This is a genomic window from Streptomyces sp. NBC_00178, from assembly GCF_036206005.1.
Classification (GTDB): Bacteria; Actinomycetota; Actinomycetes; order Streptomycetales; family Streptomycetaceae; genus Streptomyces.
The window spans coordinates 551,290-572,803 of sequence record NZ_CP108143.1 but is presented as its reverse complement, the minus strand read 5'-3'; the positions used below and the strand labels follow the sequence as shown (position 1 = coordinate 572,803).

Below are 21,514 nucleotides of genomic sequence, written 5' to 3'. Positions count from 1 at the left end.
GTCAGCGGCTCACAGCTCGTGGCCGAGCGAGGCGGCCAGCCGCGTGACCAGGTCGTGCGCCGCGTCCGGGATCACCGTGCCGGGCGGGAACACCGCGGCCGCGCCCGCCTCGTGCAGTGCCTCGATGTCCTGGGGCGGGATCACCCCGCCGACCACGATCATGATGTCCTCCCGGCCCTCGGCCGCCAGCTCCTCACGCAGCGCCGGCACGAGGGTGAGGTGGCCGGCCGCCAGGGACGAGACGCCCACGATGTGCACGTCCGCCTCGACGGCCTGCCGGGCGACCTCGCCCGGCGTCTGGAACAGCGGGCCCACGTCGACGTCGAAGCCCAGGTCGGCGAAGGCGGTCGCGATCACCTTCTGGCCGCGGTCGTGGCCGTCCTGGCCCATCTTGGCGACGAGGATGCGCGGACGCCGGCCCTCGGCCTCCTCGAACTCTCCGACGAGGGTGCGGGTGCGGTCCACGGACGGGGACTCTCCTGCCTCTTTGCGGTACACCCCGGAGATCGTACGGATCTGGCCCGCGTGCCTCCCGTACACCTTCTCCAGGGCGTCTGAGATCTCCCCGACCGTGGCCATCGCCCGGGCCGCGTCGACCGCCAGCGCCAGGAGGTTGCCTTCGAGCCCCGGCCCGGGGTCCCGGCCCGCCGCCTCGGACAGGGCGCGGAGCGCTTCCTGGCACGCGGCCTCGTCCCGTTCCTCGCGCAGCCGCCGCAGCTTCTCGACCTGCTGCACGCGCACCGAGGAGTTGTCGACCGACCGCACGTCGATCTTCTCGTCGCTCTCCACCCGGTACTTGTTCACCCCGATGACCGGCTGGCGGCCGGCGTCGATCCGCGCCTGTGTACGCGCCGCCGCCTCCTCGATCCTCAGCTTCGGGATGCCCGCGTCGATGGCCTTCGCCATCCCGCCCGCCGCCTCGACCTCCTCGATGTGCTGCCAGGCCCGCCGTGCGAGGTCGTGCGTGAGCTTCTCGACGTACGCGCTGCCGCCCCACGGGTCGATGACCCGGCAGGTCCCGGACTCCTGCTGCAGCAGCAGCTGGGTGTTGCGGGCGATGCGCGCGGAGAAGTCCGTGGGCAGGGCGAGCGCCTCGTCCAGCGCGTTCGTGTGCAGCGACTGCGTGTGGCCCTGGGTCGCGGCCATCGCCTCGACACACGTACGCGTCACGTTGTTGAAGACGTCCTGCGCCGTCAGCGACCAGCCGGAGGTCTGCGAATGGGTGCGCAGCGAGAGGGACTTGGCGCTCTTCGGGCCGAACTCCTTGACGAGCTTGGCCCACAGCAGGCGGGCGGCCCGCAGCTTCGCGATCTCCATGAAGAAGTTCATGCCGATCGCCCAGAAGAACGAGAGCCGCGGGGCGAAGGCGTCCACGTCCAGCCCGGCGGCCTGACCCGCCCGCAGGTACTCCACGCCGTCGGCCAGGGTGTAGGCGAGCTCCAGGTCGGCCGTGGCCCCGGCCTCCTGGATGTGGTAGCCGGAGATCGAGATGGAGTTGTACCGGGGCATCTTCTGCGAGGTGAACGCGAAGATGTCGGAGATGATCCGCATCGAGGGACCGGGCGGATAGATGTAGGTGTTGCGGACCATGAACTCCTTGAGGATGTCGTTCTGGATGGTCCCGGCCAGCTTCTCGGGCGGCACGCCCTGTTCCTCGGCGGCCACGATGTACAGCGCGAGGACCGGAAGCACCGCGCCGTTCATCGTCATCGACACCGACATCCGGTCCAGCGGGATGCCGTCGAAGAGCTGCCGCATGTCGTAGACCGAGTCGATCGCCACGCCCGCCATGCCGACGTCACCGGTCACCCGCGGGTGGTCGCTGTCGTAGCCGCGGTGGGTGGGCAGGTCGAACGCGATGGACAGGCCCTTCTGGCCCGCGGCGAGGTTGCGCCGGTAGAAGGCGTTGGACTCCTCGGCGGTGGAGAACCCGGCGTACTGACGGATCGTCCAGGGCTGGTTGACGTACATCGTCGGGTAGGGGCCCCGCAGGTACGGCGTGATGCCCGGGTAGGTCCCGAGGAAGTCGAGCCCCTCCAGGTCCCGTCCGGTGTACAGCGGCTTGACCTCGATGCCCTCCGGGGTCTCCCAGCGGAGCTCCTCGTCGGACCGGCCGGCCGACTCCTTCACCGCGGCGCGCCAGCGGTCCTCGGACACCTCGGCCGGTGCGTCGCCGGTCAGGTCCACGTCGGAGAAGTCCGGCACCTGGGCCACGCCGGGCCCGGTGGTCTCGGGGGTCTGCATCACGCCACTCCCATGCGGTCGAGTTCGGAGGAGAGGACGGCGACGACATCGCAGCCGGCGAAGACGTGGACGTCGGCGCCGGTGTACTCCCCGGGGCGCCCGGCCAGGAAGATCTGCTCGGCGCCCGCCCCCCTGAGGGCCGCGGCGACACCTTCGGCCTGCTCGGCGTAGAGGGCGTCCGTCGAACACAGGCAGGCGGCCGTCGCCCCGCTCGCGGCGAAGGCCGCGGCGGCGGTCGAGGCGTCGACCGGGACGGGGTCGTGGACGGGTTCGATGCCGCCCGACAGGAAGAGGTTTGCGGCGAAGGACACCCGCGCCGTGTGCACGGCGGCGGGCCCGAGCGCGGCGATGAACACCTTCGGGCGGGTTCCCGTGGCGGCCAGATGCCGGTCCGACCGGGCGCGCAGCGCCTCGAACGCCTCGTCCCGCCGGACCCGGGGCAGTCCGCCTGACGCGGGGGCGGCGGGCGCGGCCTCGCGCTCCACCGGCCGTTCCGCCAGGTTCGGGAACTCGCTGACCCCGGTCACGGGCTCCTTGCGCCGCGCCAGGTCACTGCTCCGCGCGGCCCAGGTGGCCGCGATCCGCTCGCCGACCATGCCGGAGCGCAGTGCGGCGGCCTGGCCGCCGGCACGCTCGACCTCCTGGAAGAACGCCCAGGCCGCGGCGGCGAGTTCGTCCGTCAGCCGCTCGACGTACCACGAGCCGCCCGCGGGGTCCGTCACCCGGGCCAGGTGCGACTCCTCCATCAGGATGGTGGAGGTGTTACGGGCGATCCGCCGGGCGAACGCGTCGGGCAGCCCCAGGGCGTGATCGAACGGCAGGACGGTGACGGCCTCGGCCCCGCCCACACCCGCCCCCAGGCAGGCCAGCGTCGTCCGCAGCATGTTCACCCAGGGATCGCGGCGCGTCATCATCACCGACGAGGTCACGGCGTGCTGCCGCTGCGCCCCGGCGCCCGGTGCCCCGCAGACCTCGGCCACGCGCGACCACAGCCGCCGGGCGGCACGGAGCTTCGCGATCGTGAGGAACTGGTCGGCCGTCGCCGCATACCTGAACTCCAGCTGTGCGCAGGCCTCTTCGACGGTGAGACCGGACGCGGTGAGCGTCCTCAGATACGCGACGCCGGTGGCGAGGGAGAGCCCCAGCTCCTCGGCTGCCGAGCCGCCCGCCTCGTGGTAGGGCAGCGCGTCCACGACCATCGCCCGCAGACCCGGGTACTGCCGTCCGCACAGTCCCGCCCAGTGCGCGGCCTCGTCCGTGTCCGGCTCGGCGCCCGTGCGAGCGGCCTGTCCGAGCGGGTCCAGCCCGAGGCTGCCGCGCGCCGCGTCCCCTGCGACGCCCCGGGCCTCGTAGAGCGCGAGCAACGCGGCCGCGGCGGCGCCGGCGTCGGAGCCCGCGTCGAGTGCGACCGGCGCCAGGTCGAGATAGACGCCCTCCAGCGCCCGGGCGAGGCCGGAGACGGGCACTCCGCCGGGGCCGCCCACGGCCAGCCAGAGCGAGGTGACGCCGTTCTCCAGGTCGCCCAGCACCGCCTCGTTGAGGCGTACGGGGTCGGTGAGGGCGTGGTGCTGGCGCACGTCCCAGCCGTCGGTGGTGTTCCCCGTGGCCCTGCTGCCCCGGGTGAAGGGCGCGAAGCCGGGCAGACCGGGGTCGGCCGACGTGTCGTCGGAGGTGTACAGAGGGCGGGCCGTGAGCCCGTCCCCGAGTGCGGTGGACAGCGCTTCCTCGGCGGCCGTTCCCGTGACTTCCCTGCCGGACCTGCGCAGTACGCCTTCGACAAGGCTCTGCCACTGGTCGTGGGAGGGTTCGGGGAATTCGGCGGCCAGAGAGAGCCCGTCAGCAGGCAGGACCGTCATGGTCAGATGCTAGGTCAGCACCCTGACGGGCAGCAGGGCCACAGGCTGTGACCTTGCACTCTCCGGAATGTGCGCAATTCTTTCGGTTGAGACGTGAATTAGTTCTGTTGCTCCAGAAGTTTCACAGTGCGTCACTTAATGCCCGAAGTTATGCTTTTGGCGACCCAGCACCGCAGGGGAAGGACGCATCGTGGACGTGGGACCCGTGGAGTACCTCGTCGTCACGTTTCCCGGCGCCCGATTCGCCGAGGCGATCGCGCCCGTACTCGCCGACGCCGTCGCGTCGGACGCGGTACGTATCCTCGATCTGGCATTCGCCCGCAAGGGTGAGGGCGGCACGCTCCAGCTCGTGGAGCTGCGGGAGATGGACCCCCAGGGGCTGGTGTCGTTCGCGCCGCCGGGTGACGGGCCGTCCGGCCTGCCGCGCCTCACGGACCTCGGCGTGGCCGAAGGCCTGCCCGACGGCGGCTTCGTCGCGCTGATCGTCTGGGAGGACCTCTGGTCCGTTCCCCTCACGCGAGCGGTCCAGGCCGCCGGAGGCCACCTCGTGGCGCACGAGCGTGTCCCCGCCGACGGCGGGGACGACGTCATCACCCTGCTCGAAAGGCTCGCCGAGCTCAGGAAGCAGGGCGTTCTCACCGACGCCGAGTTCGCGGCGCAGAAGACGAGGATCCTCGCCGACTGACACCCGGTCGGCCGACAGCCCGCGACCCGCGTTCCCTTTGTCGATACGCGCACGCCGTGCGACGTTGATTCCGACCTGCAGTCTGTCGGGAAAGAGGCAGTTCATCGTGCAGACCGCCCGGGCCGTCCCCGCAGCCACCGTCGTCAACCTGCGCGATCTGGGCGGCATCGCCCTGGGCCGCGACCACCGCCTGCGCCAGGGGATCCTGCTGCGCTCCGGTCAGCTGAGCGACTTCGACGCGGAGCACGACATGGCCGTGGCCGCGCTCGGCATCCGTACGGTCGTCGATCTGCGCACGGCGGACGAGCGTCAGTGGGCTCCGGACCGGCTGCCCCCGGGCGCGAGGCTGTTCGTCGCCGACGTCCTCGGCGACAACCCCGGCGTGGCACCGGCGCGGCTCAGGGCGCTGCTGGCCGACCCGGACGGAGCAACGGCGCTGCTCGGTGGGGGCAGGGCGGAGGAACTGTTCGCGCAGACCTACCGCAAGATGGTCCTCTCCCCGGGGGCGGCGGCCGCCTACCGCGCCTTCCTGGACACCGCCGCGGACCCCCGGGCGCGCCCGCTCCTCTTCCACTGCGCGACCGGCAAGGACCGCACGGGCTGGGCCACCGCACTGCTGCTGATGATGGCGGGCGCCTCACGGGAGGTCGTACGCGCGGAGTTCCTCGCGGTGAACCGCGCCGTCAGGGCCGCGTTCGGCCCCGCCGTGCGCAGCTTCCTCGACGCCGGCGGTGACCCCGACATCGCCTCCGCGGTCGTCGAGGCGCGGCCTCGCTACCTGGAGGCGGCCCTGGACGCCATGGACGAGCGGTGGGGCGGATTCGACGGCTATCTGGACAAGGCCCTGCGCCTGCCCCGGGCGGTCGCCGACCGGCTTCGAGCCGACCTCGCCGTACCGGCCTGACGGCACTCCCGCGCACGCGAACCGGCCCGGTGCGGCGTCCGTGGGACGCGCACCGGGCCGGTTCGCCCGGGGTCGCACCGCTCAGATCCTCAGCAGCTGCTCGCTGAGATCGCGGTAGCGCTGGAGGGCTATCCGCAGCTCCTCCGTCTGCGCCTCGGTGTCCTGCTCCTGCCAGCCGGCCCGCAGGACCCGCCTGCGCTCCGTGAGGGCCTCGGTCAGGCCGGAGACGATCGAGTCGAACGTGCTGTCCGCCTCCTCGACCGCGCGGCGGGGGTTCTCCACGAAGTCGGTGACCGCCTGCTGCATGCGCTGGGACAGCTTGTCCTGGTCATCCCGCGACACCAGCGGCCGGTCGGTGTCGTGCTCCTCGCGGTGGGTGGTCCGTGCGCCCGACGGCTTGCCGGGGGCCTTCCCGGGGGCGGCCGGAGCATCGAGACGGGCGCGGGCCGCGTCCTTCAGCGGCCCGTCTCTGCCGTCGCCCCTGGCGGTCCCGGCCGCGGTGTCCGGTGCGGTTTCCGGCGCGTGCCGCTTGTCGGCCGCGGATTCACGCGTGACTCCGGGCGTGAGATCCGTCCCGGTCGCGGTTTCGCGGGAGGCCGCGGGTTCGCGCGTGGCGCCGGCTCCGTTCGCGGACTCACGCGTGACGCCGGGTGCCGTCGTGCGTCGCGGCTCCGTGGGGGAGACGGGCTCTGTCCTGGGGTCGCTGTGGTCGGTCATGCCGTTGCACTGCCTTTCGTCTCGTGCCGGTCCGTCCGGGCCGGCTCGTCCGGCGCGTCCGCGAGCAGTACGTCGAAGAGCGCCCTGGACTCGATCAGGGCCTGCCTCATCTCCTCCGTACCGCCCTGGCCGCGCACTGCTGTGTGCACCTTGCGGTAGCCGTCGACCTGCTCGGCGTGATGGACCGAGAGGGCCGCCGTCTGCTCCTCGAAGCTGCCGCCGTCCGGGAAACCCCGGTCGTGGGCCAGCTGCGCGAGCAGCGCGTCGGCCTCGACGACCGCGTCCCTGGGGGAGTCGATGAACTTCTCCTGCACCTCGGCCCAGCGGCGGACGTACGTCTCGCGCGCTCCGGGTGCGAGGGGCTGCTCGGACAGTGAGCCGTGCAGCTTCACCCGCTCGGCGAGCTCGTGCTCCGCGGCCTTGGTGTCGCCTTCGTGACGAGCCACGGTGCGTTCGTACTCGGGCCCGAACCGGCGCTGCAGACCACGTCCGCCGGTCTGCCGGCCGCGGACGAGGAAGAAGGCCAGCGCCGCCACCAGGACGACGGCGACAATGATCACCACGGTCGTCATGATGTCCGCTCCCGCCGGTCCGCGGTCGGTGCGTCGTGCTCTTCCACTCTCGTCAACCCCTTCCGGAATCGGGCCCGGCCGGGTGTCCCCCCGGGCTCCGTGCACCAGCCGTGTAACCCCCCGGGCGACTTTCAAGCAGCCGGAACCCCGTTAACCTGGAAAGGTGGCTCCCGGCCGAACGCCGGGCGGTCCGGCAGGACTTCGGAGAGGGGTGTCCGGTGACCGAGCGCAAGCCCGCGGGTGTCGGTTTCGAGACCTGGGTGGACAGGCAGGTCCGCGAGGCGGAGCAGCGCGGCGACTTCGCCGGTCTGCCCGGGCTGGGCAAGCCGATCCCCGGTCTCGAGCGGCCGTACGACGCCGAGTGGTGGATCAAGGCGAAGATGCAGCGTGAGGGCCTGTCGGTGCTGCCGCCGTCCCTCGCCCTGCGCAAGGCCGCCGAGGACGCCCGGCGCGACGCGCTGAACGCGCGGTCCGAGGCCGAGGTGCGCCGCATCCTGGCGGGGACGAACGAGGCGATCCGCGCCGCGCTGGCGAGGCCCCCGGAGGGGCCCCCGCTGAACCTGAAGCCGTTCGACGTCGACGCGGTGGTGGAGGAGTGGCGGGCGGGGCGGCAGCGGCCCTGAGAGCGAGGTGTGCCGGGCCGCCGGTGTGCGTAATACTCGCTGTATGAGACCGCGTATTACGGCCCGGTGGGGCGAGGTACGGATCAGGCGAGCCGTCGCGCGGGACGCGCGACGGCTCACGCGCCTGGTGAATTCCTCGCGCGCCTACGAGGGCCCGTACGCGCCCATGGTCGCGGGGTACAAGGTCGGCCCGGACTACATCGAGGCGCACGCCGTCCATGTGGCCGTCGACGAGGACGGCCGGATACTCGGTTTCTACTCGCTGGTCCTCTCCCCGCCCGAGCTCGACCTGATGTTCGTGGCCGACGACGCCCAGGGGCGGGGCATCGGGCGCCTCCTCGCCGCGCATCTGCACGAGGAGGCGCGCCGTGCGGGCCTGGCGGACGTCCGCGTGGTCGCGCACCCGCCCGCCGAGGGCTTCTACCGCAGCGTGGGCGCCGAACGCACCGGCACGGTCCCCGCCCGACCGCCCGCCGTGATGTGGGACCGGCCGGAGATGGTCCTCAGGATCGGTGACGGACGGGATGGGGACCGGCCCTGAGCCGGGAGCCCCGGCGTCCGGCGGCCCTGTAGGGGCCGCCGGAGCAGGGCGTCTAGGACCAGCCGCCGTACGGACGGGTGATGAGTTCCAGTCCGTGCCCGCTGGGGTCCGGGAAGTAGACCCCGCGTCCGCCGTCGTTGCGGTTGATCTCGCCGCGGTGCTTCTTGTGCGGGTCCGCGTAGTACTCGACGCCGCGCGCCCTGATGCGGTCGAAGGCGCTGTCGAATTCCGCCTCCGAGATCAGGAACGCGTAGTGCTGCACGGTGATCGACTCGGCGGGAACGGTTGCGAAGTCCAGCGTCACGCCGTTCGCGAGGACGACCGGAATGAAGGGTCCCCATTCGGTTCCGGTGGTGAGGTCCAGAATGTGGGCCAGGAAATCGGCGGACTCCCGGTTGTCCCGGCAGTGGACGATGGTGTGGTTCAACTCGACTGACACTGTGGAATGCCTCCAACAGGCATCTCACGGGCTACCTCCACGCCTCACCCAGCCGGTGACCGACGCGCGATGCCGTATCCCGATCCTAAGTGAGTCGTCACGGTGCGTCGAGGTCGTGGCCCGGGGTCCTGGCCCGTCGGGCCGGCGCAGGCCCGGGGCTCCTCCCGGTCGCCGGGGCACCACCCATCGCCCCCTGACCACCCGGCCGAGTTCGGCGCCGAGGATTCGGGGCGGATTCGCGGGGAACCTGTACCAGCTCATACGTTCGAGTTGGGGGAGGCATCGATGGGCCGGACAACGGCGTCCGAGGGTGAACGCGAGAGAGACGGCGTGGGGACCAACCCGCACAGCGGCCGGCGTGAGACCGAGGCGGAGCGGGCGGACCGGCAGTGGGGCGAGTTGCTCCAGGAGCTCCGGGTCGCCCAGACGGGCGTCCAGATCCTGTTCGGATTCCTGCTGGCCGTGGTCTTCCAGCCCCGGTTCGCCGATCTCTCCACCGTGGACCGCAACATCTACGTGGTGACGGTCATGCTGGGATCCGCGACCGCGGCCTCTCTGATAGGCCCCGTGTCCTACCACCGGCTCCTCACCGGCCGGCGGATGAAACCGCAGACGGTGACCTGGGCCTCGCGCCTGACGAAACTCGGGCTCGGCCTGCTCTTCTGCACGATGTGCAGCACCCTGCTGCTCATCCTGCGGGTGGCGCTGCACAACGTCGTGGCGCTGTGGCTCGTGGGCGTGATGGCCCTCTGGTTCGCCGTCTGCTGGTTCGTCTTCCCGCTCTGGGCCATCGCCCGGGACAACGGGAAGCGGGAGACCGCCGCGCCGTCGTCCGGCACCGAGGAGCCGGACCACCGGGGCTGAGACCGTCAGTCGTCGGCCGGGCTGCGCACGTCCGTCACGGTGAACAGCCCGCCGTCCGGGTCGCGCAGGGTCGCCTCGCTGCCGTGGGACACCGTCCGCCGCTCCATGAGCGTGCCCCCGAACCGCTCGGCGGCGGCGACCGTCGCCTCCACGTCGGACACCGGGAACTGCACCTGCCAGTGCGGACGCACCATGGGGTCCGGCGCGGACTCGACGGCACCCGAGCTGATCCGGGCCAGCGGGCGGCCGTTGCAGCGTACGAGCACCTCTTCCTTCACGTAGGCCACCTCGCAGCCCCCCAGCTCCCCGCTCGCCCAGTCGAGTACCTCGCCGTAGAAGATCGCGGCGTCGAAGGCGTTCCTGGTACGCAGGCGCAGCCAGGCGTGGGCACGGTGTCCGGACGGGCTGAGGGAGGCCGCGCGCCCGGTCCACTCCCACACGCCGAAGGCCGCGCCGTCCCGGTCGGCGGCCAGCACCGCGCGGCCGGTGCCGATCGCCAGCGGTCCCACGGCCACGGTGCCGCTGCGTTCACGGATGCGGGCCGACGCCACGTCGGCGTCCCGGACGGAGAAGTAGGGCGTCCAGGCCACGGCCACCTGGTAGGCGGACGCGACCGCGGCGATGCCGGCCACGGGCACGCCCTCCGACCGGGCCATCACGAAATCCCGGCCCAGCGGGCCGGGCCGGAACGCCCACCCGAAGACACCCCCGTAGAAGCGCTGGGCGTCCTGCAGGTCGCGGGTCACCAGGTGGACCCAGCACGGCGCGCCCGCACCGGTCAGAGCTGCCGGTTCATGGGCGGTCCGCGGTTCGCCAGTGCTCATGGTGCCTCTGCGTCCCTCTGCCTCGTCGATGGCGCGGCAGGACTGTCGGGTGCCGCGCGGCCAGGACCAGCCTCATCCGCCGCGGCGACTCCCGCAACACGCGGAGGGAGCGCTCAGACACCGCCCCGCGGCGGCGCGTTCGTGATGTCCAGGAACACGTGCTCGGCCTCGGGCCAGGCCCGGCTGATGGAGCGCTTGATCCGCACGGAGACCCGCTCGATCTCCTCGCTGTCGATGCCCGGCGCCAGGTCCACCCTGGCCGCCAGCATCACCGAGTCGAGGCCCAGCCCCATCGTGAACAGCGCGGCCACGTTGTCTATCTCGGGCTGCGAGGCCAGAAGCTCCCGCACCCCCTTGCGCAGTTCGGGGTCGGCCGACTCCCCGATCAGCCGGTCGCGGGCGTCCTTGCCGAGCCGGAAGGCGACGTAGACCAGGAGGAGACCGATCGCCAGGGAGGCGGAGGCCTCCCACACGACGTTCCCGGTGATCAGGTGCAGGACCATCCCGACCATGGCCAGGACGACGCCGAGGACCGCGGTGCTGTCCTCGGCGACGACGGTCCGCAGGGCCGGGTCGCGGGCCGCGCCCTTTTCGCCGCGGAGCTGTACCAGCGCCCGGACGAGGGAGCCGCCTTCCGCGAGGAGTGCGAACGCGAGGACGACCAGGCCCACCGTGTAGCCCTCGGGCGATTCACGGCCGTCGGTGCTCAGGGCCTCGAAGCCCTGGAAGAACGAGAAGCAGCCCCCGACGGTGAAGATCCCGACCGCTGCGAGCAGCGACCAGAAGTAGCGCTCCTTGCCGTAGCCGAAAGGGTGACGGCTGTCGGCGGGGCGGTGGCTGCGCCGCAGGGCGGCCAGCAGGAAGACCTCGTTCACACTGTCCGCCACGGAATGGGCGGCCTCGGAGAGGAGGGCGGGGGATCCCGAGAGGAATCCGCCCACCCCCTTCGCGACGGCTATGACGAGGTTGGCGGCGAGTGCGACCAGGACCGTGATCCGGGTCCGGTCGTCGGACTTCGACCGGTTCATCTGTATCCCCCCGATGCGGTGGTGCCGGTGTCAGCCGCGCGTTCAGTCGCGCGGACGCTCGGGGTCGGGCGGGATCACCTCGTTACCGTGGCCGCCGAGCTCGTACGGCGAGAGGGCGCTGCCGTTGTCCGGGAAGTGGTCCGAGGTGTGCTGACCGGTCTCCCGGATCTCCGTGCGGCGCTCGGGCCTCTCCGGCTGCTCCTCGGGGCGCGGTGGCGGAAGCTCCTTGTCCCGGCGGCGCATGCCCCACCAGAAGCCGCCGATGAGCAGAACCACCACGGCCAGCCCCGCGATGCCGACGATCACGCCCACGGCCCCGGGGCCGTCGTCGGCGAGGATGGCGGCGAGCGAATTGCTTGCTCCGTTCGTAACGTCCATGCATGGCGCATACCCCGGAGAATCGATCACAGACAGCCATTGACATGAATTCATGTTTTATGACGATGTCACGGTAAATGTGTTTCACATGGTGCGAATCGGCTCCAGGACGATGTCCGGGCAAGCGGGTCCGCGCGCCTTCACGGCCTGTGCCCGCCCGGGGAGGGGCCGGTTCCGGCCTCCGCCTCACTTCCGACCCTGCTCCGGCTTCCCGGCGGCGCGCGCCCTACGCCTGTGCGGTTCCCGGAGCGGGCGGTGAGGCCGCCCTCGTCCACGCCGGCGGCCACCGGCGGACCTTCACCGACCGGACGCGGAAGACCCGCTCCCGGCGCTGTGCGCACCGCGGGCGAGGCGCTCGTGTTTCGCCGCGGGACATCGGGTAGGCGGCCCGTCGAGGCCACCTGACGGCGCGGCCCCCGGCATGCGCTCGTGTCGCCGACACGCGGCCGGGGGGAGAGCCTGGAGTGAGTCACCGGGCCGCTGGGGGAGGGCGAGGCGCGCGCCGGCCCCCGCAGCGCACCAAGCGAAAGGAACCAGGGTGAACACCGCACAGGAACAGAAGCAGGAGCATCAGGAGAGCGGCGACGTCGTGGTGACGCTGAGCGGCTGCCCCACCGAGGACGCGAGCACCGTCTTCGAGGTGCTGCGCCGCTCCTTCGTCTCCGACCGCCCCGCGAGCGACACCCCCGAGACCGCTTCGGACACCCGCCCCACCGTGTGGACGGCCACCGTGGACGTGTCCGAGACGAAGGAGGAGCCGTCGCCGGCGCAGCTGTCCGGAGCGGTGACGGTCGAGGCGCAGGGCGGCTACTGGGCCGTCGACCGCTTCCGCAGGTCCCTCGAGGACGCCTTCGCCGTGCGCCTGGTCGGGACGGCGGCGGGGGACCAGGAGCAGGAGATCCGGCTGCGGCTGGAGAGCCACCGCGCCGTGTGAGCACCGAGCCACCCGATCACGGAAGGTACGCGTACATGGATGTCACTCCCGGGGCCTTCGGCGCGGACACGGCACAGGTGCCGGCGCCCGACATGCGTTCCACCTTCACGCTGCACGTCAACGGCACGCCGCACACCCTGACGCTCGATCACCGCACCACCGTGCTGGACACGCTGCGTGAACACCTCGGGCTCGCGGGGGCCAAGAAGGGCTGCGACCACGGCCAGTGCGGTGCCTGCACCGTCCTCGTCGACGGTCGCCGCGCCAACAGCTGCCTGCTCCTCGCCGTCGCCCAGTCGGACGCCCGCATCACCACGGTCGAGGGCCTGGCGGACGGCGATCGCCTGCACCCGCTGCAGACGGCCTTCCTGGAACGCGACGCGCTCCAGTGCGGCTACTGCACCCCCGGCCAGCTCTGCTCGGCCCTCGGCATGCTCGCCGAGGCCGAGGACGGCTTCCCCTCCCACGTCACGCCGCCCTCCAGGCTCGCGGCCCGGGGGCCCGCGCCCCTCGGCGCCGACGAGATCCGGGAACGGATGAGCGGCAACCTCTGCCGGTGCGGCGCCTACCCGCACATCGTCGAGGCGATCGAGGACGTGGCCTCGTGAAACCCTTCGCCTACCAGCGTCCCGCGACCGTGGCCGAAGCCGTCCGCGCCGGGGCCGGCAGTCCCGGCGCACGCTATCTCGGCGGCGGGACCAACCTCGTCGACCTGATGAAACTCGGGGTGGAGTCCCCCGGACTCCTCATCGACGTCAGCCGGCTGCCCCTGGACGTCGTGACCCGGACGGACGACGGCGGTCTCCGGATCGGTGCGACCGTGCGCAACAGCGACCTGGCCGCCCACCCCGACGTACGCACGGGCTACCCCGCCCTGTCGCTGGCCCTGCTGGCCGGGGCTTCCGGGCAGCTCCGCAACACCGCGACCACCGGCGGGAACCTGCTGCAGCGCACCCGCTGTCCGTACTTCCAGGACGTCTCCAAGCCCTGCAACAAGCGTGTCCCCGGCTCCGGCTGCCCCGCGCGCGAAGGAGCCCATCGCGACCTCGCGGTGCTGGGCCACTCGCGGGACTGCGTCGCCACCCACCCCTCCGACATGGCCGTCGCGCTCGCGGCACTCGACGCCGGCGTCCGGCTGTACGGGCCCGAGGGGGAGCGGACCGTGCCCGTCACGGACTTCCACCGGCTGCCCGGCGACAATCCCGACCAGGACACGGTCATCAGGCCCGGGGAGCTGATCACCGAGGTGGTGCTGCCGCCCCCCGTCGCCTCCGCAGGGTCGCTCTACCGAAAGGCGAGGGACCGTGCCTCGTACGCCTTCGCGCTGGTCTCCGTCGCCGCCGTGCTGAGCGTGCGCGACGGCCACGTCGAGCACGGCGCGCTGGCGTTCGGCGGCGTCGCGCACCGGCCGTGGCGCGCACGGGCCGCGGAGGAGGTGCTGCGGGGCGCCCCCGCGACCGAGGAGACCTTCGCCCGGGCCGCCGAGGCCGAACTCGCCGCCGCCGCGCCCCTGCGCGACAACGCGTTCAAGGTGGACCTCGCCCGCAGACTCGCGGTGGGCACCCTCACCGCGCTCACCTCCCGCAGCGCGGCCGCCTGATCCCCCCCCGCGGTCACCTCAGGGCGCAGGGGGCCCGGCCCCCGCCCGCACCCACGACGAACCGAGGTCCTACGCCATGAGCCACTCCCCGCAGCCGCTGGGTGCCCCCGTCGTCCGCCGTGAGGGCCGGGACAAGGTGACCGGCCGTGCCCGCTACGCCGCGGAGCACACCGGCCCCGCACTCCTGCACGGCTGGATCGTGCCCGCCACCGTCCCGAGCGGACGTGTCACGGCGATCCGCACGGCCGACGCGCTGGCGCTGCCCGGGGTGCACACGGTCCTGACGCACGACAACGCGCCGAAGCTGAACGAACCGGACGACCCCATCCTCGCCGTGCTCCAGAACGACCGGGTGCCGCACCGCGGCTGGCCCGTCGCCCTCGTCCTTGCGGAGAGCACGGAGGCCGCCAGGGCGGGCGCGGCCGCCGTGCACGTCGAGTACTCCTCCACCGCGCACGACGTCGTCCTCACCGTGGACCACGCGGGCCTCCGCGTGCCGGACGAGGCCAACGGCGGCTTCCCGGGCCTGAGGGAACGGGGCGACGCCGGGGCGGCCTTCGACGCCGCACCCGTGCGGATCGACGCGGCCTACACGCTGGGCGGTCTGCACAACCACCCGATGGAACCCCACGCCTCGACCGCCGTGTGGGAGGACGGCCACCTGACCGTCCACGACTCCAGCCAGGGCTCCTCCACCGTGCGCGACACCCTCGTCCAGGCACTGGGCCTCGGTCAGGACGCCGTCACCGTCGTATCCGAGCACGTCGGCGGAGGGTTCGGTTCCAAGGGCACCCCGCGCCCGCAGGTCGTCCTCGCCGCGATGGCGGCGCGGCACACCGGGCTGCCGGTCACGCTGGCCCTGCCCCGCCGGTACATGGCCGCGATCGTCGGCCACCGCGCACCCACCCTCCAGCGGGTGCGGCTGGGAGCCGGCCGCGACGGCGTGCTCACCTCCGTCTCGCACGAGGTCGTGACGCAGACCTCGCGGATCAAGGAGTTCGTCGAGCAGGCGGCCGTCCCCGCCCGCATCATGTACGCGTCGCCCCACAGCCGCACCGCGCACCTGGTCGTGCCCCTCGACGTGCCCAGCCCCTCCTGGATGCGCGCGCCGGGAGAGGCCTCGGGGATGTACGCGCTGGAGTCGGCCATGGACGAACTGGCCAACGCCCTCGGGATGGATCCGGTCGAACTCCGGCTGCGCAACGAGCCGCGGACCGAACCCGACAGCGGCCTGCCCTTCAGCAGCCGCAACCTGGCGCGCTGTCTCACCGAGGGCGCCCGGCTGTTCGGCTGGCAGGGCCGGGACCCGCAGCCCGCGACGCGCGAGGAAGGGCCGTGGCTGATCGGCACCGGGGTCGCGTCGGCGACGTATCCCGTGCTCGTGTCGAAGTCGGCCGCCTCCGCCCACGCCGCGCCGGACGGCTCCTACCGGATCGGCGTCAACGCCACCGACATCGGCACCGGGGCCCGCACCGTCCTCGCGCAGATCGCGGCCTCGGTCCTGGAGGCGCCCCCCGAGGACGTGACGATCGACATCGGCAACAGCGACCTGCCGACCGCGCCCCTGGCCGGCGGCTCCTCCGGTACGGCCTCCTGGGGGTCGGCGGTGCACAAGGCGTCCACGGCCCTGCGGGCCCGGCTCGCGGAGCACGGCGGGACGCTTCCGCCGGAGGGCGTCACCGTCACCGCCGACACCGGGGAGGAGACGGAGCAGGAGCCGCCGTACTCACGCCACGCCTTTGGCGCCCACTTCGCCGAAGTGGCCGTCGACTCCCTCACGGGCGAGGTGCGGGTGCGCCGGCTCCTCGGCGTCTACGCCGCCGGACGCATCCTCAACTCCCGTACCGCGCGCTCCCAGTTCATCGGCGGGATGGTCATGGGCCTGGGGATGGCCCTCACCGAGGGCAGCACCATGGACCCCGTCTTCGGGGACTACACCGAGAGCGACCTGGCCTCCTACCACGTGCCGTCCTGCGCCGACGTCCCCGACGTCCAGGCGCACTGGATCGACGAGGAGGACCCCCACCTCAACCCCATGGGCAGCAAGGGCATCGGGGAGATCGGCATCGTCGGCACGGCGGCGGCGATCGGGAACGCCGTCCGGCACGCCACGGGTGCCCGGCTCCGCGAACTCCCCCTCACCCCGGACAAGGTGCTGCCCTACCTGCCGTGACCCCCGGTGGCGGGGCCCCTCGGTTGCGCGACCGGCCATCCGGGCTCACCCTGAGGAGTGACCCAGAAGTGACTACTGCTCACGCTTCGTGTTCGGGGGTCGTTGGTACAGACGGGGTGAAGCACGTGGGCCTCGCGGTGAGGAGCCTCGACGATGACCGTTCCACTCGACCGGCACTACTCGGTCGAACTGCCGGTGTCGGCAGAGCGCATTTCCCAGATGCGGCGCATAGTCGCCGCACACCTTCGTCACTGGAGTCTCGACCTGCACGTCCGGCCCGTGTGCCGGGCGGCGGAGGAGCTCCTGACGAACGTCCGGCTGCACGTCGGCGAGGAGGACCGCTGTGTCCTCGAGCTGCGCTGGACCGGCCGTCACCTGACGGTGTCCGTGGCCGACGACGACTCCCGGATGCCCCGGCTGCTCGACGGCGGTGGCGGCGGTCTCAGCCGCGTCATGGCCCTCAGCGACAGCTGGGGCACCTGCCGGACCGACGGCGGCAAAGTCGTCTGGTTCACGCGCTACGCCGAGTCCCCGCGCACCACCGGACTGCTCCCGCGTACGCCGCTCCCCGGCGGCCGTACCTTCCGCAGTACCCCGGTCGCCGAACTCGTGTGACGAACGGCCCGGGACCGGCCCGGCCGGTACGGACGGCGTGCTCCGGCACGCATGATCCGCACCGGCCGGGTACGCGTGTGCGAGGGGCCGCGTTGCGCCCGGTGGCGCGGCCCGGCACGGTCGAAGTACGACGCAAGGAGGAACACCCATGCCCATCGCGACGGTCGACCCCGCGAGCGGCGAGACGCTCAGGACCTTCGACGCACTGGACGAGCGGGAGACCGAACGCAGGCTCGAGGCCGCCCACCGGGCGTTCCGCCGCTACCGCACGACCGGCTTCGCCGAACGCGCCCGCCTGATGAACCGGGCCGCGGATCTCCTCGACGAGGACCAGCGGGACATCGCCCGCACCATGACCACGGAGATGGGCAAGCCGGTCAGGGCGGCCCGCGCGGAAGCGGCCAAGTGCGCCAAGGCGATGCGCTGGTACGCGGCCAACGCCGAGCGCCTGCTCGCCGACGAGCACCCCGACGAGACCGACGTCGAGGACGCCGGTGCCTCGCGCGCCCGGGTGCACTACCGCCCGCTCGGTGTCGTCCTCGCCGTGATGCCGTGGAACTTCCCCCTCTGGCAGGTCATGCGCTTCGCCGCGCCCGCGCTCATGGCCGGCAACACCGGCCTGCTCAAGCACGCCTCGAACGTGCCGCAGACCGCGCTGTACATCGAGGACCTGTTCACCCGGGCCGGGTTCCCCGAGGGCTGCTTCCAGACGCTGCTCATCGGCTCGGGCGCCGTCGAGGCGGTCCTCCGCGACCCCCGGGTCGCCGCCGCGACCCTGACCGGCAGCGAGCCCGCCGGCCGGGCGGTCGCCGCCGTCGCGGGCGACGAGGTGAAGAAGACGGTGCTGGAGCTCGGCGGCAGCGACCCCTTCATCGTGCTGCCCTCGGCCGACGTGGAGAAGGCCGCGGACACGGCGGTGAACGCCCGCGTGCAGAACAACGGCCAGTCCTGCATCGCCGCCAAACGCTTCATCGTGCACGCGGACGTCTACGACGCCTTCGCCGAGCGCTTCTCCGCCGGAATGCGCGCACTGACCGTCGGTGACCCCCTGGAGGAGACGACCGAGGTCGGCCCCCTCTCCAGCGAACAGGGGCGTGCGGACCTGGAGGAGCTCGTCGACGACGCGCTGGCCAAGGGCGCCACCGCGCTGTGCGGAGGGCGGCGGCCGGAGGGCCGTGGCCGCGGCTGGTTCTACGAGCCCACCGTGCTCACGGGCATCACCCCGGCGATGCGCATCCACCGCGAGGAGACCTTCGGACCGGTGGCGACGCTCTATCGCGTGGCCGACCTCGACGAAGCGGTGGAACTCGCCAACGACACCCCCTTCGGGCTGAGTTCCAACGTCTGGACGCGTGACGATGCGGAGATGGACCGGTGCGTACGCGACGTGGAGGCGGGCGGCGTCTTCTTCAACGGCATGACGGCCTCGCATCCGGCGCTGCCGTTCGGCGGGGTGAAGCGCTCCGGCTACGGCCGGGAACTCGCCGGTCACGGCATCCGTGAGTTCTGCAACGCGACCACCGTCTGGTACGGCCCCGACCCGGACGCCCGCTAGGAGGGACGCTTCATGACCGACGCCCGTACACAGCCCGCGCCCTCCGCCCTGACCGACGACGAGCTGGCGGCGCTCGACGCCCACTGGCGGGCGGCGAACTACCTCGCGGTCGGCCAGATCTACCTGATGGCCAACCCCCTCCTGGAGGAGCCGCTGGCCCCCGAGCACATCAAGCCGAGGCTGCTCGGCCACTGGGGCACCTCACCCGGACTCAACCTGGTCCACACGCACCTCAACCGGGTCGTGAAGGCGCGCGGCACCGAGGCCGTCTGCGTCTGGGGCCCGGGGCACGGCGGACCGGCGGTTCTCGCCAACGCGTGGCTGGAGGGCAGCTACTCGCAGACGTACCCCGACGTCAGCCGTGACCGCGAGGGGATGGGCCTGCTGTTCAAGCAGTTCTCCTTCCCCGGCGGGGTGCCCAGTCACGTCGCCCCGGAGACCCCGGGATCGATCCACGAGGGCGGTGAACTGGGGTACGCCCTCGCCCACGCCTACGGCGCCGCCCTCGACCACCCGGACCTGCTCGTCGCCTGCGTCGTCGGAGACGGTGAGGCGGAGACGGGACCACTGGCCGCGTCCTGGCACTCCAACAAGTTCCTCGACCCCGTGCACGACGGCGCCGTCCTGCCGATCCTCCACCTCAACGGGTACAAGATCGCGAACCCCACCGTTCTCGCCCGGCTGTCAGGGGACGAACTCGACGCGCTCCTGCGCGGATACGGCCACGACCCGGTGTACGTCGAGGGCGACGACCCCGCCGTGGTCCACCGTGCGATGGCGGCCGCCATGGACCACGCCCTGGACCGCATCGGGGAGTTCCAGCGCGCGGCCCGGGACGGGAAAGCCGCCGAGCGGCCCCGCTGGCCCATGATCGTGCTGCGCACCCCCAAGGGCTGGACCGGACCGCGGGAAGTGGACGGGCTGCCCGTCGAGGGCACCTGGCGCGCCCATCAGGTCCCCCTGCCCGGAGTGCGGGACGATCCCGGTCATCTGCGCCAGCTCGAGGAGTGGTTGCGCTCCTACCGGCCGCACGAACTCTTCGACTCCGGCGGCCGGCCGACGGCCCAGGTCCTGGCATGCGTCCCGGAGGGCACGGCGCGCCTGGGCTCGACCCCGTACGCCAACGGCGGCCTGCTCCTGCGCGATCTCCCGCTCCCGCCGCTGGAGGACCACGCGGTGCGGGTCGACAAGCCGGGGACCGTCCTGCACGAGCCCACCCGGGTGCTGGGCGGACTGCTCGCCGACGTCATGGCGGCCACCTCCGGCCGGCGGGACTTCCGCGTGGTGGGGCCCGACGAGACCGAGTCCAACCGGCTGGGCGCGCTGTACGACGTCACCGGCAAGGCCTGGCAGGCGGAGATCCTCCCGACGGACGAGCACCTGGTCCGCGACGGCCGCGTGATGGAAGTCCTCTCCGAGCACCTGTGCCAGGGCTGGCTGGAGGGCTACCTCCTCACCGGCCGGCACGGGCTGTTCTCCTCGTACGAGGCGTTCGCGCACATCGTCGACTCGATGGTCAACCAGCACATCAAGTGGCTGCGCACCTCGCGGCGGCTGCACTGGCGCGCGCCCATCGCCTCGCTGAACTACCTGCTCACCTCGCACGTCTGGCGGCAGGACCACAACGGCTTCTCGCACCAGGACCCCGGCTTCGTCGACCACATCCTCAACAAGAGCCCCGAGGTGGTCCGGGTCTACCTGCCGCCGGACGCCAACACCCTGCTGTCGACGGCGGATCACGTGCTGCGCAGCAGGGACTACGTCAACGTGATCGTGGCGGGCAAGCAGCCGGGCTTCGACTGGCTCACCCTCGACGAGGCCCGCGCCCACTGCGCCCGCGGGGCGGGGACGTGGGACTGGGCGGGGACCGAGGACGGCAGCCGGGAGCCCGACGTCGTGCTCGCCTGCGCCGGCGACGTGCCCACGCTGGAGACCATGGCCGCGGCGCAGCTCCTGCGCCGGCACCTGCCCGACCTCGCCGTGCGCGTCGTCAACGTGGTCGACATGACACGGCTGCTGCCGCGCGACGAGCACCCGCACGGAATGCCGGACGCGGAGTACGACTCCCTCTTCACCCGGGACAAGCCCGTGATCTTCGCCTATCACGGCTACCCGTGGCTGGTGCACCGCCTCGCCTACCGCAGGTCGGGCCACGCGCACCTGCATGTGCGGGGCTACAAGGAGGAGGGGACCACCACCACGCCGTTCGACATGGTGGTCCGCAACGACCTGGACCGCTACCGGCTGGTCATGGACGTGGTCGACCGGGTTCCCGGGCTCGGTGTGCGCGCCGTCGCCGTCCGCCAGGCGATGGCGGACGTGAGGACCCGTCATCACGACTGGATCCGCGAGCACGGCAGCGACCTGCCCGAGGTGGCCGACTGGGTCTGGGAGGGCTGAGCCGGCGGCTCCCACGCGGCCCAGGCGCGTCGTCGGCCGCGCCCACGCAGCTCACGCACGTCGGCCGGCCCGCTGCCGCAGCGGGCCGGCCGACGTGTGTGGCGGGGGAGTCAGCCGACGGTCGTGCGCACGACGGGGGAGACGGCGCCGCCGCCCACGATGCGCAGGGCGTTCTCGCCCTTGATCCCGAGCTTGACCCGCAGGCTGTACTCGCCGGTGGCGGCCGTCCGCATCGTGGCCGGCAGGGTGACCCAGCGCCCGCCCTGCCTCTGCTGGAGGGTGACCGGGGTGCCGGAGCCGATGTTCCGGGCGGATCCGTGGATGCGGAACTCCTCCCAGGCCGCGACGCTCCGCGCGGTCGCGTACGCCGAGAGGGCGGGGCGGTTCATCAGATCCTGGGCGTTCGGCCCGGGCGACGGCGCCGGGACGTCGGACGACGCCGCGGCCGCGCCCACCGCACCGGCCAGGGCCAGAGCTGTCAGCAGGGCTGCGGCCGAGGCACGCCTGAATCGGTCCATGGATGGCTCTCCTTCGTGCACGGCGTGATCGGCGGGACCGACGC

Annotated in this window: 21 protein-coding genes; 12 read left to right on the top strand and 9 right to left on the bottom strand. The window is 72.5% G+C overall.

Annotation, left to right across the window (positions count from 1 at the left end; translation table 11 throughout):
- Positions 1–9: 9 nt before the first annotated feature.
- The gene (gene scpA, locus OHT61_RS02375; RefSeq protein WP_329034597.1) at positions 10–2,244 is read right to left on the bottom strand and encodes a methylmalonyl-CoA mutase; all 2,235 of its coding nucleotides are present in this window, start codon (positions 2,242–2,244) and stop codon (positions 10–12) included.
- Positions 2,244–4,100 (bottom strand): methylmalonyl-CoA mutase small subunit, encoded by a 1,857-nt coding sequence (gene mutA, locus OHT61_RS02370; RefSeq protein ID WP_329034596.1) that lies wholly within the window; start codon positions 4,098–4,100, stop codon positions 2,244–2,246. Before mutA ends, scpA begins: the two co-directional genes overlap by 1 nt.
- A gap of 190 nt (positions 4,101–4,290) precedes the next feature.
- On the opposite strand from mutA, the gene OHT61_RS02365 reads away from it, so the two are divergent.
- On the top strand, positions 4,291–4,785 hold the full coding sequence (locus tag OHT61_RS02365) for an SHOCT domain-containing protein (protein ID WP_329034594.1): 495 nt from the start codon (positions 4,291–4,293) through the stop codon (positions 4,783–4,785).
- A gap of 106 nt (positions 4,786–4,891) precedes the next feature.
- Complete coding sequence (locus OHT61_RS02360) at positions 4,892–5,689, top strand: tyrosine-protein phosphatase (RefSeq protein ID WP_329034591.1); 798 nt, start codon at positions 4,892–4,894, stop codon at positions 5,687–5,689.
- An 81-nt stretch (positions 5,690–5,770) separates the two neighbouring features.
- On the opposite strand, the gene OHT61_RS02355 is transcribed toward OHT61_RS02360, so the two are convergent.
- Together OHT61_RS02355 and OHT61_RS02350 are read right to left on the bottom strand one after the other, a co-directional pair.
- Positions 5,771–6,406 carry a hypothetical protein gene (locus tag OHT61_RS02355; RefSeq protein WP_329034589.1) on the bottom strand — a complete coding sequence of 212 codons (636 nt, stop codon included), beginning with the start codon at positions 6,404–6,406 and terminating at the stop codon, positions 5,771–5,773.
- Positions 6,403–6,978 carry a hypothetical protein gene (locus OHT61_RS02350; protein WP_329034586.1) on the bottom strand — a complete coding sequence of 192 codons (576 nt, stop codon included), beginning with the start codon at positions 6,976–6,978 and terminating at the stop codon, positions 6,403–6,405. Before OHT61_RS02350 ends, OHT61_RS02355 begins: the two co-directional genes overlap by 4 nt.
- Before the next feature lie 218 nt (positions 6,979–7,196).
- Here OHT61_RS02350 and OHT61_RS02345 point away from each other — a divergent pair, with 218 nt between their 5' ends.
- Together OHT61_RS02345 and OHT61_RS02340 are read left to right on the top strand one after the other, a co-directional pair.
- Entirely contained in the window at positions 7,197–7,601 is a 405-nt protein-coding gene (locus OHT61_RS02345) for a J-domain-containing protein (RefSeq protein ID WP_329034585.1), read from the top strand.
- Positions 7,602–7,644: 43 nt separating this feature from the next.
- Complete coding sequence (locus OHT61_RS02340; RefSeq protein WP_329034584.1) at positions 7,645–8,142, top strand: GNAT family N-acetyltransferase; 498 nt, start codon at positions 7,645–7,647, stop codon at positions 8,140–8,142.
- Positions 8,143–8,194: 52 nt separating this feature from the next.
- Here OHT61_RS02340 and OHT61_RS02335 read toward each other — a convergent pair whose 3' ends face one another.
- Positions 8,195–8,581: a VOC family protein gene (locus tag OHT61_RS02335; protein ID WP_329034582.1), complete on the bottom strand. Its 387-nt coding sequence runs from the start codon at positions 8,579–8,581 to the stop codon at positions 8,195–8,197.
- A 285-nt stretch (positions 8,582–8,866) separates the two neighbouring features.
- Between OHT61_RS02335 and OHT61_RS02330 the strand changes: the two genes are divergently transcribed.
- The gene (locus tag OHT61_RS02330; RefSeq protein ID WP_329034580.1) at positions 8,867–9,445 is read left to right on the top strand and encodes a DUF6328 family protein; all 579 of its coding nucleotides are present in this window, start codon (positions 8,867–8,869) and stop codon (positions 9,443–9,445) included.
- Between the two features lie 5 nt (positions 9,446–9,450).
- Here OHT61_RS02330 and OHT61_RS02325 read toward each other — a convergent pair whose 3' ends face one another.
- The 3 genes from OHT61_RS02325 to OHT61_RS02315 form a co-directional block, all read right to left on the bottom strand.
- A complete protein-coding gene (locus tag OHT61_RS02325) occupies positions 9,451–10,269 on the bottom strand; it encodes a VOC family protein (RefSeq protein ID WP_329034578.1) in 819 nt (272 codons plus the stop codon).
- A 113-nt stretch (positions 10,270–10,382) separates the two neighbouring features.
- Positions 10,383–11,297 carry a cation diffusion facilitator family transporter gene (locus tag OHT61_RS02320; RefSeq protein ID WP_329034576.1) on the bottom strand — a complete coding sequence of 305 codons (915 nt, stop codon included), beginning with the start codon at positions 11,295–11,297 and terminating at the stop codon, positions 10,383–10,385.
- A gap of 42 nt (positions 11,298–11,339) precedes the next feature.
- Positions 11,340–11,675 carry a DUF6479 family protein gene (locus tag OHT61_RS02315; RefSeq protein ID WP_329034574.1) on the bottom strand — a complete coding sequence of 112 codons (336 nt, stop codon included), beginning with the start codon at positions 11,673–11,675 and terminating at the stop codon, positions 11,340–11,342.
- Positions 11,676–12,213: 538 nt separating this feature from the next.
- Between OHT61_RS02315 and OHT61_RS02310 the strand changes: the two genes are divergently transcribed.
- From OHT61_RS02310 to OHT61_RS02280, 7 genes are all read left to right on the top strand, one after another.
- Complete coding sequence (locus tag OHT61_RS02310; RefSeq protein WP_329034573.1) at positions 12,214–12,609, top strand: hypothetical protein; 396 nt, start codon at positions 12,214–12,216, stop codon at positions 12,607–12,609.
- A 35-nt stretch (positions 12,610–12,644) separates the two neighbouring features.
- Positions 12,645–13,217 (top strand): 2Fe-2S iron-sulfur cluster-binding protein, encoded by a 573-nt coding sequence (locus OHT61_RS02305; RefSeq protein WP_443049347.1) that lies wholly within the window; start codon positions 12,645–12,647, stop codon positions 13,215–13,217.
- Positions 13,214–14,209 carry an FAD binding domain-containing protein gene (locus OHT61_RS02300; RefSeq protein WP_329034570.1) on the top strand — a complete coding sequence of 332 codons (996 nt, stop codon included), beginning with the start codon at positions 13,214–13,216 and terminating at the stop codon, positions 14,207–14,209. The genes OHT61_RS02305 and OHT61_RS02300 overlap by 4 nt, the downstream gene beginning before the upstream one ends.
- A 76-nt stretch (positions 14,210–14,285) precedes the next feature.
- Positions 14,286–16,382: a xanthine dehydrogenase family protein molybdopterin-binding subunit gene (locus OHT61_RS02295; protein WP_329034569.1), complete on the top strand. Its 2,097-nt coding sequence runs from the start codon at positions 14,286–14,288 to the stop codon at positions 16,380–16,382.
- A 153-nt stretch (positions 16,383–16,535) separates the two neighbouring features.
- The gene (locus OHT61_RS02290; RefSeq protein ID WP_329034567.1) at positions 16,536–16,997 is read left to right on the top strand and encodes an ATP-binding protein; all 462 of its coding nucleotides are present in this window, start codon (positions 16,536–16,538) and stop codon (positions 16,995–16,997) included.
- Between the two features lie 148 nt (positions 16,998–17,145).
- On the top strand, positions 17,146–18,552 hold the full coding sequence (locus OHT61_RS02285; RefSeq protein ID WP_329034565.1) for an NADP-dependent succinic semialdehyde dehydrogenase: 1,407 nt from the start codon (positions 17,146–17,148) through the stop codon (positions 18,550–18,552).
- Between the two features lie 12 nt (positions 18,553–18,564).
- Positions 18,565–20,952, top strand: a complete 2,388-nt coding sequence (locus OHT61_RS02280) for a phosphoketolase family protein (RefSeq protein WP_329034563.1) — start codon at positions 18,565–18,567, stop codon at positions 20,950–20,952.
- A 110-nt stretch (positions 20,953–21,062) separates the two neighbouring features.
- On the opposite strand, the gene OHT61_RS02275 is transcribed toward OHT61_RS02280, so the two are convergent.
- The gene (locus tag OHT61_RS02275; protein WP_329034561.1) at positions 21,063–21,470 is read right to left on the bottom strand and encodes a hypothetical protein; all 408 of its coding nucleotides are present in this window, start codon (positions 21,468–21,470) and stop codon (positions 21,063–21,065) included.
- Between the last annotated feature and the right edge of the window lie 44 nt (positions 21,471–21,514).

Coding starts and splice junctions, on each gene's coding strand:
- scpA (WP_329034597.1), bottom strand. CDS start 2,244: ATGCAGACCCCCGAGACCACCGGGCCCGGCGTGGCCCAGGTGCCGGAC.
- mutA (WP_329034596.1), bottom strand. CDS start 4,100: ATGACGGTCCTGCCTGCTGACGGGCTCTCTCTGGCCGCCGAATTCCCC.
- OHT61_RS02355 (WP_329034589.1), bottom strand. CDS start 6,406: ATGACCGACCACAGCGACCCCAGGACAGAGCCCGTCTCCCCCACGGAG.
- OHT61_RS02350 (WP_329034586.1), bottom strand. CDS start 6,978: ATGACGACCGTGGTGATCATTGTCGCCGTCGTCCTGGTGGCGGCGCTG.
- OHT61_RS02340 (WP_329034584.1), top strand. CDS start 7,645: ATGAGACCGCGTATTACGGCCCGGTGGGGCGAGGTACGGATCAGGCGA.
- OHT61_RS02330 (WP_329034580.1), top strand. CDS start 8,867: ATGGGCCGGACAACGGCGTCCGAGGGTGAACGCGAGAGAGACGGCGTG.
- OHT61_RS02325 (WP_329034578.1), bottom strand. CDS start 10,269: ATGAGCACTGGCGAACCGCGGACCGCCCATGAACCGGCAGCTCTGACC.
- OHT61_RS02320 (WP_329034576.1), bottom strand. CDS start 11,297: ATGAACCGGTCGAAGTCCGACGACCGGACCCGGATCACGGTCCTGGTC.
- OHT61_RS02315 (WP_329034574.1), bottom strand. CDS start 11,675: ATGGACGTTACGAACGGAGCAAGCAATTCGCTCGCCGCCATCCTCGCC.
- OHT61_RS02305 (WP_443049347.1), top strand. CDS start 12,645: ATGGATGTCACTCCCGGGGCCTTCGGCGCGGACACGGCACAGGTGCCG.
- OHT61_RS02295 (WP_329034569.1), top strand. CDS start 14,286: ATGAGCCACTCCCCGCAGCCGCTGGGTGCCCCCGTCGTCCGCCGTGAG.
- OHT61_RS02290 (WP_329034567.1), top strand. CDS start 16,536: ATGACCGTTCCACTCGACCGGCACTACTCGGTCGAACTGCCGGTGTCG.
- OHT61_RS02285 (WP_329034565.1), top strand. CDS start 17,146: ATGCCCATCGCGACGGTCGACCCCGCGAGCGGCGAGACGCTCAGGACC.
- OHT61_RS02280 (WP_329034563.1), top strand. CDS start 18,565: ATGACCGACGCCCGTACACAGCCCGCGCCCTCCGCCCTGACCGACGAC.
- OHT61_RS02275 (WP_329034561.1), bottom strand. CDS start 21,470: ATGGACCGATTCAGGCGTGCCTCGGCCGCAGCCCTGCTGACAGCTCTG.